Here is a 12,952-nt window from a genome sequence, read left to right as displayed (position 1 = left end):
TAACTAAACCGAGTTAGCAAGCAATAGAACTTTAACAAAAGGATAACATTAATTAGCGCTTCCTTTTCGCAAAAAAAGGGCACGAAGCGACAGCAGTACTATAAGGTACACAACGACGGCGAAGAGGATATTGCCGAACAGTTTGAGTGGTTCAAAATCTTCAAAGCCCATATATTCATCGCGTTCGACATTGTAGCCTGCGCCACTTGAATAGAATTCCCAAGGAAATCCGATTACCAGTTTACCATCTACAGGCAGTTGATTCTGATAAGAGAGCGCTGTCAAAACAGCAAAAACAGCTATCGTACCAGCTATTCCTTTTAGAAGGGCTGGTACGATGGCTGTCTTATGTCCGGGAATCATTATATTCATTTGGATAAATATAATGATAGTTTTTTTCTCAACGCCAGCCATTTAATAAATACTATTTGCGACTAGCTTGTTGAGAATCCGTTAAGAAAAAAGAATAACGATTTTCTATATTTCTAACAACGAGTTTGTTCTGTTGGATGAAGCTATACAAGACATTTTTAAGGTGCCGTGGGAAAATTTGTAAATGAACAAGACCGGTAGGTTCGACCTGACGAAACATTTGCAACGCTGTAGCACCATTTTCAAAGTATTCACCCTCCAATAATGCTTCCAGTTTTTGCCGGACATGGAGCATAGCGTCCGATTCAAGTTGAAGATCTTTCTCGGATTTCCATTCTTCAAATTGTAAGCATGGCGCAGGAGGTTTTTTTTTACCCCTTAAGAAGGTCCAAGGCACCTCAATGGAATAACTCCATTTCACCTCATCCTCCTCAATTTTAAGACGTACCAGACGCTCCTCGGATACTTCATATTCTTCTCTATGGAATTCCATAGTTTCGATCCGCGAACTAGCATATATTCCATCCAATAAAATAGATTCTTGCGTTAAAAACTTTCGGACTTGAAACATTTTTTCAAAATCCAGGTAAGCATGATCGGGTTTTCCAAGTAAGAACGAAAGTTCCTCAGGCCGCCATTCTTTTTTTATCCGCCGCTTGAAATACGTATACCATAGCTGAAAATCATGTGAATACATCATTCCAGCATAGGAAGTTTTGGTTGTAGATCCGGTATTCATAAGTTAAGTTTATAATTGGTTACTCGAATAATCTCAGTAGTTCTTCTTTACTAATGGATTTCATCAGATTGGCTTCGTCCAAGATTACACCCTCAGCCATTCTTTTTTTACTGTCCTGAAGTTCTAGGATTCGCTCTTCGACAGAGTCTCGACAAACAATCTTATAGGCCATCACATGCTTATCTTGTCCAATGCGATAGCAACGGTCGATCGCTTGGGCTTCAGCGGCTGGATTCCACCAAGGATCCAAAATATACACATAGTCCGCAGCTGTCAGATTCAGGCCAGTTCCTCCGGCCTTTAGACTGATTAGAAAAACACGACACATATCGTCATTTTGGAATCTTTTGACCGCAGCTTGCCGTTGTTCCTGATTCATTCTACCATCAAGATAGGTATATCCTATATCGTGCTTTTCGATCCGTTGAGCTACAAGCTTGAGCATAGACGTGTAGGATGAAAAAAGAAGAATCTTATGATTTGGCGCTACTTCTTCCATCATTTCGTCTATAAAATCCATCTTGACAGATTCGTTAACAAAATTACCCTCTTTCATCAATACAGGCGAATTACACAACTGCCGTAGTTTCTGTAGGGCCTCTATGGCTAAGAATTTGGATTTTGCAGACTCTTCACGGTTTAAATTCTCTTCAATCTCGTCTCGATATTTTTTACGATAGTTATCATAGATTCTCCGTTGTCCATCTTGCATATCCAAATACAGAGTAGTCTCCGTTTTATCTGGCAAGTCTATTGCGACTTGTTTTTTGGTTCGCCTCAGAATAAATGGAGCAATCATCTTTTGCAAATTCGTGAGTGGCGTATCGACCTCCTCCCCATCTCCCATAGACTTAAACATTTTATTAAAATTTCTGTAATTCCCAAAAAAGCCAGGATTAACCATAGTCATTTGCGCATAAATATCTTGAATGCCGTTTTCAATTGGCGTACCGGTCATTGCTATTCGAAACGAGGCTATAATTGTAAACAAGCTTTCGAATCGTTTAGAATTCCTATTCTTTATCATTTGAGACTCATCCAAAATCATATAGCTGAATGATTTAGATTGAAGAAAGGAAAGGTCGGCCATCGCTGTCCCATAGGTTGTCAGCACAAATGATGCTTTTGCTAACGTCTCTTGGCCTTTTCTTTTTATACCATGATAGATATAATAATTTCTTTCCGGAACGAATTTTTCAATTTCATTTTGCCAATTGAATAACAATGAATTAGGAACAATAATAAGTGAAGGGTCTGCATCAGGATTATTTTGGTAATAATATTCCAATAAAGTAATTACTTGCAATGTTTTTCCAAGTCCCATATCATCCGCCAGAATACCACCCCATTGAAATTCTTGTAGAAATCCCATCCAACTAAAACCAATCCTCTGATAGGGACGCAACGTTGCTTTGACCGTATCCGGAACATCTAATAAAGGAATTTCAGTCATATTGGCTAGTTTATCCCTTCTTTCTCTTGTGCTATCATTAATAATCCTAGGATCTATCTTTTCTAATTGCGTTTGAAAAGAGATCAATTGCGCTGAGGTTAAAATGATGTAAGGATCTTCTATGCGCGCCTGCCCGAATAGAGGTAAAAAAAGTGATTTCAAAGAGTCGCTTATATAGATATAATCCTCAGTATCGATCTTGAACCAATTTTTCTTTTCAAATAGATAATTTTCAAATAGACTAGGTTCCAATAGTAGTTTACCCAGCTTAAATTTTATATTGATATATAACAAATTTGATTGAGACTTTAGTTCCACTACATCCCATTTCAAGGAGAAAGGATAGTAATAAGATCCTTTAACAAGCCCTATAAGTTTAAGCTTTATCTGATGATCTTGGCATGTCTTGCGCAGATTTTTTAGCCAATTTGTTCTAGCAATTAGAGATGTTCGCAATTCCCAAGTATGCGGGGAAGTTTGCTCCGCAAAAGATTCATGTTGATTTTTGACAAAATCGCTAAAGGCTAGCTCATCGTTAACGTCTCGTACTTGAACCTGAATTTCATTATCAACATAAGTTAAAACAGTTGAACTGGGCATCTCAACAATGGGTAGGCTAACTGTTCCAAAATCTATGGATGCTTTTAATAGCAACGCATCATCTTGAAGCGACACCTCCAATACTTTCGTCTCCTCAATTCTCTTTTTAGTTGCTGCATGATCTTGAAGCGTTTCATTTTTATACACTATCGGAAAGTGTTGAGCTATTGGATGCAATATTTCTTCATAAAATTTAGCGATATCTTGTCGCAATACAAAAATTTTGAATGCGGAATGCCTGAATTGATTTAGAAGTTTCCCGACTTGTATATCGTCAATAAAAAGTACATACTTGGAACTTAATTCGACAAAGAAACTATGCACATCACTTAAAAACTTAATTTTCTTCATCAAATTACCTTTATAATAGCCCAGCACCTTCATCAATAAACCTTTTTGATTCTCTACCACTTGAATCTTAAGCTTAAAATCGCCATTAGCTATTTTCAGTTTATGTGATTGATTGTAAGCAGAACTATATCGGAATTGGTAGTGTCTTAGACCGAAATTATTCGTATGGGAGTAGAAAAAAATCACTTCATCTTGAGACAATTGATTTGAAATAAGATCTCTCCATAAATCCATTATTCGATGATCCCTCTCATTCCGTTCAACGACTGAAAGTTCATTTGGTCTGATAACGTTAAATGCAGAGGCTCCCAGCTGCATCATTTTTTTTGCTACAGCATCAAGCATCATCTCATGGCTGGTAAGATATTCAGGATGCGGCATGTCATCTTTTAACAAATAGCTTTCTTTGAAAACATTTTTTTTCCTTTCTCCACTTAAAAATGGGAGTAAAAAAGGTAATTGATCAATCGTATTATTTATCGGAATTGCCACGATAAATTTGCCCTCTGACTTCGATATTGAAGGTTCATTTGCATAAACTCTATTGCTAGCTACATGGCATAATTCTGATGGGTTATGAAAACCGTAGATACTCCCACAATCTGCTGTTGCGTTGATTTTAACTTTCGGTATTCTCTTATGTTCATCTTTAAGAGATAAACCAAATAATTCACGTTGGTCAGGATGGACTAAAAACCATTTTGGATCGTATAAATGAAAAAAATAATGTTTATTCCCACTTAACTTTTCACGCAATAAACCATAGACATGTTCACATAATGTCGTGTTCATTCTCCCACACGAACAATTTGCTTTCAAATGATCGGCGGTTAACGTGATCAGGACACGAATATTTTCCTTACACAAACTCTCAAACGCATATTTATTATTAAAAACGCTCTCTTCTAGAATTATTTTAAAATTCGAAGTTAATCTTGCCGGTTTTTCGTTAAAAAATCCTTTCAGATAAACGATAGACAGGGATTTTTCTTGCTTATTTTGCCATGGGATCGTTACATCTATTTCATTTTTCATTGGTTTATGTTTAGTTATAATGGTTTAATTTTATAAGTCTACCATGCTTAGATGAGGGTCTAGCCTTTCATAGCGGGCTTCAATTTATTTTTATCCCCGATTTCACTTCCATATACCTTAAACTCTGCTCACATAGGTCAGCAAAAAAGGCTATAATTCGGCTAGCTTTAGATTTAAAGTAATCCATATCCAGCCGGTCCAATTCAATAGGCAGCTCATATATCCGCCCTTTCATATCCTTTAATAACTCCTGGTACAACAGCGCTTCGGAAGGTTCATTTGAGGTGAAAAAATCGCTTACTTTTTTATCACAGATACAGCTCCATTCGACCAACTCCTCCAACGTAGCATTCATTGGTGTGTAACCGATCCGCAGGTAGAGGTAGCTATGTATTCCGATCAAGACCAACTGATTTAATAACAGCACCGCTAATTGCTTGCTGGAAAGAATACCATCAGAAAATATAGCCACCAGATCCTCCATCAGCTTTGCATTACGTGTCCAAGCATTGGTTGTTTTCAACAGCGTTTCGGGCCAATTTACAGGAGTTAGCGAATAGGTCGGCTTATAGCCCGGATTGCGGTAAAGGACAACAGAGTCGTTCCAGATCGTTTGTGAAAAGCGACTTCCCATATTTAATTTCGCTGCGATAAAGCTGCTGCTTAAAAATGAAATAACTGCTGTCGCCCGACCAAAAGAAACTTTATGGAAGTAACATTGTCCAATCCGTTTTTTTATAACAACCAAGTAAATGCTGACGTTTCCGAAATCTTTTGGAGGATAGTCGAATAACCCTTTTCCATGGGTTTTACTCACATAATAATTGAGCAACATCACCTGTTCAGTCTGGTTGTCCTGACGGATCTGATGGAGGAGACGCTGTATATCAGACTGATACTGTTCAGGCCAGGGGAATGCATGAAAAGTAGACGTTGCGACAAGCGTTTCCTGTTGTGCTATTTTAACTTTTTCTTCTTTCGCCAGTTTAGCCTTTGCAAGATCAGCTTGGACGGCCGCTTCAGTCGCCATATTTTTTTCGTACACGGCCTGCAATTCCTCCATAAAGTAACGGTAGAGTTTTTCTATTGCTGTTTGCATAACCACACAATGATCGTATAACTGTGAGGCTGTTATAGCGGAAATCTCCAGATCTTTATTCTGATTGACAGCATTAAAGGAAGTATCCAATAAGCGGAAGCGCTCTTTCTCTTCATCGCCTTCACCCATAAAGACTTTTTTAAACATCGAGAAATGTGTGTCAAGGCTTCTTATTCTACTGTCCAGACTGTGTACATTAGTTCCTTTCGCTTCCACCATCACTTGCAGCAATTTTAAATGGCTTTCCAGACTTTGATGAACCATAAATAATGCACGGAGATAGTTTGCCGTATCGGCAAATGTCTGTGCCGCCTGCAAAAATTCCGCAGAAGCGGCCTGCACCTTTTGATAATGCTTATCCGAGAGATCCAGTATTCCCCTTATCTCTTTCGGTTTACTGATCGCGGTATTGTTCTCACCGGAACTAAAAATCTCGTGCTTGGGTAAAGCCGCATAACAATAGAATAAACTTCCCATCTTGATCTTATTTTTCAGTTCAGGCGTAAAAATCAATTCAAATGAAATGCATTCTTGATCCAACAGACATAATTCCACAATAGGTTTTAATATCTTGTGCGAAAGTCCGCTCACAGGTTTAAGTGTCAAAACTAAGTGCTGGTATTCTTGATCCAAAAACTGATATTTAACGAGATAAACCCGGTCGAGATCCATGCGCTGAGATAAACGATCGATAATCAATTGGTTATTAATTTCCATAATAATGACTTAATGAGTATAAAAACTTACAACATATAGCCTATTGAACAACATATAGTTAGAACCTATTATTGTAAAAAAGCATTAGCTATATTGGAAAAAAAACAGAAGTGACTACCAAGGTGATTAAATAGAAAATCAACAGGTAAAATGCATTTGCGTTTGCACCTTGGTTTATTTTAGGAAAGGTCGGCAATCAACATAAAAAATCGTATCGAAATTTCTAATGCACTTGTGAAATATAGCTATCTGTTTGCCGACAAAGAGACAGATAAATATTGGTGCTACAGGTTATTCCAAAACACCATTACGATACAATAATATAGTTTATATATACAAATATATGAATTAAAAATATAATACCAATTATTTTTAGAGAATATTGTTTTATTTCGAATCACAGGCGCCTAAGCGTCCGTGGGGTACTAAAAGTCTCCGGTACGCCATGCACATGGTACAGCAAGGTTTTCGTATTGATATGTATCTAGCTTGAACTACCTGATCAATACTTAATCGATACTGCAAACACGTTCTATCCAGCCGGGGAGATCACCAATCCCGCTTGTTTAAATCGTAAAAATATTTACTAACTTATGCTTAGGTTAATCATGGGTTGCGCAGGAGAAAATTAAAGAACGGAAAGTATACAGTAAACGAATCATAAATAGCCATAAGCGAATCGTAAACCGTTATTCCATGTATTGCAAACGCATCGTATTTTAAGGTAAATTAAGGAGGGATAGGTATGCCAAAGCCAAAACAATACGCTGGATAGCACGTCATCATGGAGCAAATCATAACAAGGAAGTATGAAATATATTTTTAAGATGGGAATGATCAGTGCCTGCATCGGCTTATTATTTTCCTGCAAAAAGCAGGTGAGTCCGTTGTCCGAAGATTACTATAAAAAAGGAGAAACGATTTACTTTATTCCGGGCGGCAATGGTTTTGAGCGCAGTTCGAGAAAGATGGAGGCCGATATCAGCAGTTTTTCTGTCATTAAAAATGTCTATGCGCGCGACAAAAATACGATCTATTTTATGGGTTGCCCGCAACAGCTCGTAGACGCAAAGACCTTTAAACTCAAAGAAAATATACCGGTGGATCAACATCATGTCTTTCATTTCACGGGCTCTCCATCAGCAACAGGCGCATGTAGCAAACAACAGCTTACCGTCGTGAAGGGCGCGGATCCCGAAACATACACCACGCTCTATGATCAACTTCAGTCGCTCTCCAAAGACAAAACACAATATTTCTACCAATCCTTACCCATAGACGTCGATTATAAAACATTCGAAATTTTGAATGAAAATTTTGTAAAAGATAAAAACCGGCTCTACGTTGTCACACAGAAAGGTATTAATCCGCTCCAGTATACAACAGAACATGTTAAGGTTGTCAACAGTGAATATCTTATTTTGGATGGCAAAAAACTGCTGTATTACGAACCTTACCAAGGCATAGGTGTACTCGAAGTGGCTTTGCCCACGGTCAATAACATCAGATTGTTGGACAGAAAATCAATTATTATTGATCAATTGGTTATCATTCAGGGAAAGCGTTTTCCCTTCTTAGATGTAGATGCCGAAAGCTTCAAAATATTGGAAGGAATTGGTGGGAATTCGTTCTGGTCCGGCGACAAAAATCACATTTATTATAACGGACAGCTCCTATCTGTAGCTGACCCAAAAACCTTTGAAGTGCTCAAACGTGCCGTTGCTAAAGATGCCAAGCAGATTTTCGTCGGCGATAAAATCTTTGAAGGTCCCGATGTCAAAAGCTTCAGAAGTGTAGATAAAGCAAAAGTAAATCACGATTTTGAGGATGATCTGGGCAACAAGTACTGGTACCGGCCCAAGGAGGGAGGTGCAGAGCTTATTCCGGTGAAGAAGAAATAATGATATCGCTTGATGCTATTATTTTAAAATCGGTCGTCTAACTAAGTATAAGTTCATAACGTACTGATCTTCCAAGTCCAATTTGTTCAACTATACCATGCTCTTGCAGGTATTGCAGGTCCCTTGTCGCAGTAGCTTTTGAGGTCTTCGTAATGGACATATACTTTTTTGCGGTCATACCACCGACAAATCCTTCAATCCCCTGTTCGAGCATGCGATTAATAACCTTCATTTGCCGCTCATTCAATAAATCCCGGTTACGATCAAAAAACTTTGCTTTTATTACTGTAAACTCAATCAGTTCTTTTGCTTCTTTCTGAGATTCTAAAATAACTTGGGTAAAGTAGCCTATCCAGCCTGTGATATCCAAGCTAGCCTGAGCAATTTTTAGATTTTCATAATAAGCCTGCTTATTTTTTTCAATCGTCTTTGATATCGACAACAAGACAGGGGTCTGTAGCGTATGGGATAAAGTGTATTCTGCCAGCGCTCTTCCGATCCGTCCATTCCCATCTTCGAAGGGATGAATAGATTCAAAATACAAATGGACAATAGCTGTCTTGATAAGGGCACCGATAATATACTCCGACTCTTTAATTTCATAGGATTTAAACCAGTGAACCAGTTGCTCCATCTCTTTCGGAACAACAACAGATGGGGGAGCTTCATAATGGACAACTTCTTTACCATATGAGCCGGAAATTATCTGCATAGGTTCATCACCTGTACGCCATACTCCCGCATTAATTTTCGGAAATCCTGCCATAAGTATGGCATGCCACTGCTGGATCAAATCGACGCTTAATTCTTTTACCGCACTCTCCCGTACGGTTGTCATCAATTTCGCAACACCAGTAACTCTTTGGTCATGAACGACTACGTCGTCTTTAATGCCAAGATTTCTTTTGATGGAGGACATTACGTCCTCTCTGCTCATATATTCGCCCTCGATCTCTGAAGTTTTCATTGCCTCAGCGATCAGAATCTCCATAAACGCTTCCTGTTTTAGTTCCGCATTTAATCCTGTTAACAAACCATTTAGCTCTCCCATTTCTTTAGCAAATGCAACAGCTACAGGTAGAATATCTTCGATACTATAGCTGAAATGGGGCCATTCTTTATATTGCCAATTATACATTTGAGCCGATTTTAAAGCCTAATCGGCTCAAATATAAGCAAATTTTGAGCCGATTAGCCAATTTAATCGGCTCATCGAAAAAATAATACAGGAACAAACGAGCTTAACATGGCTGTCCAGCAACCAATCAAGTCGCTTTATAATCACTGAATTCGGCTATTTTTCCAAAGGCAATTTTCGTCTACTTTAGCCTCAGTATCCCTGTATTTAACATGGATCCTGTCATAAAGCGTTGCATTGGCATAATGAGTATATACGAAACTTTTCGTTGCTCTTTTAACAGCAAACGCTTTCAATTAAAAAGAAAAAAGATGATCAAATCAATATTAGTAGGTTTAATAACCATTCTTTGTATGACGGCCTGTGCACAAGAGTCCACCATAAATTCATCGCTAAAATCTATCCATTGGATTCCGATGCAGACCCAGGACAAACAATTTGTCTATGTGGACAGCTCGCTCCGGAAGCAGCTGACACAAAAATTCTATGGAGCCGAACCTTTCACTTCCACTGGCTATGCTATCGTCTCAAATGAGAAGAACCAGCAGGCTTTAATTAATTCAAAGGGGGATTTTATCGAAAATTATTCTGATACTGATCTTGGGTTACAACCATTAGGCCAAGTGACGCTGCTTATGAAACGTCGGGAGCATGAGAAAAAACTGCCTTTCTGGAACTGGGACTGGAGTATCATGGGTGGTGGCATAAAAAAAACAGCGACCTATGTTAAGGTAGAAATCCGTGTGCTAGAAACCGACCAGATCCTGTTGGACAAAGATGTTCCCTATGACGAAAACGAATACAGTTCGGCTGTATACGATCTGGATGATAAACATTTCGTCCTAAATGGGAATCTTTATGAACTAAAAAATCAGCATCTAAAAAAGCTTAATACAAAAATTGATATGATTTTGGAAAATGGCCGATATATTCCTCCTGCTGAAAATCGTTTTGAGATCTACGATATTCAACAGAACCGGCCTATTTTTTCCAATCTGGTCGGTGTCGATAAAATAGACTTGCTTTGGAACGGCCAGCCTTTACAGCTGGATTCCATCAATCAGGATCGCTATAAACCAACAGTGCCTAAATTGTTAAAAGACATCAGCACAGGTGCCATCTATGTTTTTCCGGAATATGAGAAAGCTTTGCCAAAACAAATCAAACAGGCTACTGCAGCACAGATGGCTTTCCTGAGAGAAGTTTCTCTCGTGTATTCTGTCAACAATTCACCTTACTTTATTCTGGGAAGATTTAATTATGACCACGAGGTATGGGCTTATGACTGGCTGTATCTTGACAAGGATGGCAATTTATTGGATAAAATCAACGTCAAGGATTTCTTTATTTTGGATCAGGTAGGTTATCTGGTCTGGCCTGATAAACATATGTTGTTTACGAAGAATACCCTTGAAAAAGATTGGAAAACGGGAAAAATAAAATACGTCTATCAAACTGAGGCATTATACCTCATCAACATCAAAAAAGGAGAGCAGGATCCAACCATGGGCCTCTGGAATGCCGAGACCAAAACATGGGATTTACCGCCAAATTTTCAGCATATTGATATCTTGGATGGCAAACAACAGATCTTTTCCTTACAGATGCAAAAAGATGGGCCTTTTACCTTGTACGATAATAAAACAAAAAAGCAGATCGGAAGCAAAAGTTATGACACGATCAGCTCAAATGGACTGGTACGGGAAAAAGATGCGGAAAATAAAGATAATTACTATTACATAGATATTTATACCGGAAAAGCGTACCGCGAGTAAGAGCTGGTACGCGAACAGCATCCGGTGATCGCCTAAAAAAGCCCCGTTGTAATTTGATACATAAACGGGGGGCGAAATATGAAATAATTTAAAAATAAACTTGCAGGATTAAATCATAGCAGACAAAATATACTCTTTAAGATTTATTAACTTTAAAGGAACATACGGTTACTAGTTTTGCCCAATCAAATTGATCCTGTGAGCGAAATATTAATAGCATTATTAAAGAAAGGTGACCATTTTGCAATGGAAAAGATTTTTAATCTGTATTGGGAAACCATTTTTGATGCGGCTTTTAAAAAAATCGGTGAAGAGAATGTAGCTCAGGATATCACGCAGGAAATTTTTATCTCTCTTTGGGAAAATCGTGAACGGATCGCCCTCTCAGGTGGTCTCTCAGCCTATCTACACGGGGCTGTAAAATTCAAGGTAATCAATTATTTCAGAAATAATACGGTTAAAAATGGGCATCAAGCGGAATTCGCTACACTAATGAACCAACAATATGCAGACGCAGCCGACGATCAAATCATCCTACAAGATGCCCAACAAAAAGTTGAAGAAGCTTTAATGCAACTTCCGGAACGTATGCGACAAGTTGTTTTGATGAGCCGAAAGCAGGAAAAATCAATCAAAGAGATCGCGGCTGAGTTGAATATCTCCGTGCAAACTGTAAAAAACCAGATTACCTCAGCGATGAAATTGCTCAAAAAAAGCCTTTCATAGCTCTTGCCTGACTCACTGATTTTCAGTTAACAAAAAATTAATATATCCCTAATATTTTCCACTAGTACCATTTGCCATTTGAAGTGACATGTATTCAAATGATGGAAGAAAAAGCAAAGCAACTACTGCAAAAATATTTAAATGGGGAAGCCAATGCAGCCGAGATCAAACAGGTTGAAGATTGGTATGCTCAACTGGATAATACAAACAATAAGGTTTCGGAAGAGCGCAAAACTGTGCTCCGCGAAAAATTGTCAGCTAATATTCAGTCTGCCATTTCAGAAAAACAAATCAAAAAGCATTTCTTCTCGCGCTATCCGATTCTGAAAATAGCAGCGGCGGTTTTAATTATAATGTCCGCAAGCTTCCTTGTTGGACGACTGAACGAACAAACTTTCTCTGCCACTTCCCAAATCGTGACAACAACGCAGCCCGGCGAACGTAAAAAAATCACATTAAATGATGGTTCGGAGATTATTCTAGAGCCTTCGTCCAAAATTAGTTACCCAAGTAAATTTAACGGCAACATACGCGAAATTGAGCTTGCCGAAGGTGAGGCGTTTTTTACGATTGCACATGATGAAAAGCATCCTTTCCATGTACAGTTAGCTTCCGACCTAGCAGTAAAAGTGCTGGGAACCTCATTTCGAATTAAAACATACCAAGCTTCCCAAAACATAGAGGTGCTCGTTGCAACAGGTAAAGTTGCAGTACAACGGGGAGATAAAGTCCTGGGCTTGCTGACCAAAAACCAGAGTTTGCGCTACAGCACACAGACCGAACAAGCATCCCGTAGTTCAACAAAAGATACCACGCCAGTGACAATCGAATTTAATGGGACTTCGTTACAAGGAGTGATACAACAATTGGAATATGTCTACAACATCGAAATCATATTGAAAGACAAAGCACTTTCCACCTTAAAAACTACAGCTACATTCAATAGCACACAAAAACCAGAGGAGATTTTGGATATTCTCTGTAGCCTACACCATATTAAATATAGTACGACCGAAAACCATAAGATATTTAAAATCCATAAATAA

At 38.4% G+C, this 12,952-nt stretch carries 9 protein-coding genes; 4 read left to right on the top strand and 5 right to left on the bottom strand.

The genetic code is table 11. The features are described 5' to 3' along the window. Positions 1-48: 48 nt before the first annotated feature. The 4 genes from ABTV71_RS03760 to ABTV71_RS03745 form a co-directional block, all read right to left on the bottom strand. Entirely contained in the window at positions 49-372 is a 324-nt protein-coding gene (locus tag ABTV71_RS03760) for a hypothetical protein (protein ID WP_147430461.1), read from the bottom strand. 52 nt (positions 373-424) lie between these two features. After that, positions 425-1,111 (bottom strand): hypothetical protein, encoded by a 687-nt coding sequence (locus ABTV71_RS03755; RefSeq protein ID WP_433902284.1) that lies wholly within the window; start codon positions 1,109-1,111, stop codon positions 425-427. Between the two features lie 19 nt (positions 1,112-1,130). Next, positions 1,131-4,550 (bottom strand): DEAD/DEAH box helicase, encoded by a 3,420-nt coding sequence (locus ABTV71_RS03750; protein WP_433902283.1) that lies wholly within the window; start codon positions 4,548-4,550, stop codon positions 1,131-1,133. Between the two features lie 79 nt (positions 4,551-4,629). Continuing rightward, positions 4,630-6,366: a hypothetical protein gene (locus ABTV71_RS03745; protein ID WP_433902282.1), complete on the bottom strand. Its 1,737-nt coding sequence runs from the start codon at positions 6,364-6,366 to the stop codon at positions 4,630-4,632. An 809-nt stretch (positions 6,367-7,175) separates the two neighbouring features. Between ABTV71_RS03745 and ABTV71_RS03740 the strand changes: the two genes are divergently transcribed. Further along, the gene (locus ABTV71_RS03740) at positions 7,176-8,267 is read left to right on the top strand and encodes a DKNYY domain-containing protein (RefSeq protein WP_433902281.1); all 1,092 of its coding nucleotides are present in this window, start codon (positions 7,176-7,178) and stop codon (positions 8,265-8,267) included. 37 nt (positions 8,268-8,304) lie between these two features. Here the strand turns inward: ABTV71_RS03740 and ABTV71_RS03735 are convergent, their stop codons facing one another. Continuing rightward, positions 8,305-9,405 carry a Fic family protein gene (locus ABTV71_RS03735; RefSeq protein WP_433902280.1) on the bottom strand — a complete coding sequence of 367 codons (1,101 nt, stop codon included), beginning with the start codon at positions 9,403-9,405 and terminating at the stop codon, positions 8,305-8,307. A 311-nt stretch (positions 9,406-9,716) separates the two neighbouring features. Here ABTV71_RS03735 and ABTV71_RS03730 point away from each other — a divergent pair, with 311 nt between their 5' ends. From ABTV71_RS03730 to ABTV71_RS03720, 3 genes are all read left to right on the top strand, one after another. Beyond that, entirely contained in the window at positions 9,717-11,180 is a 1,464-nt protein-coding gene (locus ABTV71_RS03730; protein ID WP_433902279.1) for a hypothetical protein, read from the top strand. Between the two features lie 198 nt (positions 11,181-11,378). Further along, positions 11,379-11,906, top strand: coding sequence for an RNA polymerase sigma factor (locus ABTV71_RS03725; RefSeq protein ID WP_433902278.1), 528 nt, complete (start codon positions 11,379-11,381; stop codon positions 11,904-11,906). 98 nt (positions 11,907-12,004) lie between these two features. Beyond that, positions 12,005-12,952 (top strand): FecR family protein, encoded by a 948-nt coding sequence (locus ABTV71_RS03720; protein ID WP_433902277.1) that lies wholly within the window; start codon positions 12,005-12,007, stop codon positions 12,950-12,952.

This window comes from Sphingobacterium puteale, from assembly GCF_050986225.1.
Classification (GTDB): domain Bacteria; phylum Bacteroidota; class Bacteroidia; order Sphingobacteriales; family Sphingobacteriaceae; genus Sphingobacterium; species Sphingobacterium puteale.
This window is presented reverse-complemented; position numbering and strand designations above follow the sequence as displayed.

Excerpts from the sequence above, each read along its gene's own strand:
- ABTV71_RS03755 (WP_433902284.1), bottom strand. The coding sequence starts at position 1,111 with ATGAATACCGGATCTACAACCAAAACTTCCTATGCTGGAATGATGTAT.
- ABTV71_RS03740 (WP_433902281.1), top strand. The coding sequence starts at position 7,176 with ATGAAATATATTTTTAAGATGGGAATGATCAGTGCCTGCATCGGCTTA.
- ABTV71_RS03735 (WP_433902280.1), bottom strand. The coding sequence starts at position 9,405 with ATGTATAATTGGCAATATAAAGAATGGCCCCATTTCAGCTATAGTATC.
- ABTV71_RS03760 (WP_147430461.1), bottom strand. The coding sequence starts at position 372 with ATGAATATAATGATTCCCGGACATAAGACAGCCATCGTACCAGCCCTT.
- ABTV71_RS03720 (WP_433902277.1), top strand. The coding sequence starts at position 12,005 with ATGATGGAAGAAAAAGCAAAGCAACTACTGCAAAAATATTTAAATGGG.
- ABTV71_RS03745 (WP_433902282.1), bottom strand. The coding sequence starts at position 6,366 with ATGGAAATTAATAACCAATTGATTATCGATCGTTTATCTCAGCGCATG.
- ABTV71_RS03750 (WP_433902283.1), bottom strand. The coding sequence starts at position 4,550 with ATGAAAAATGAAATAGATGTAACGATCCCATGGCAAAATAAGCAAGAA.
- ABTV71_RS03730 (WP_433902279.1), top strand. The coding sequence starts at position 9,717 with ATGATCAAATCAATATTAGTAGGTTTAATAACCATTCTTTGTATGACG.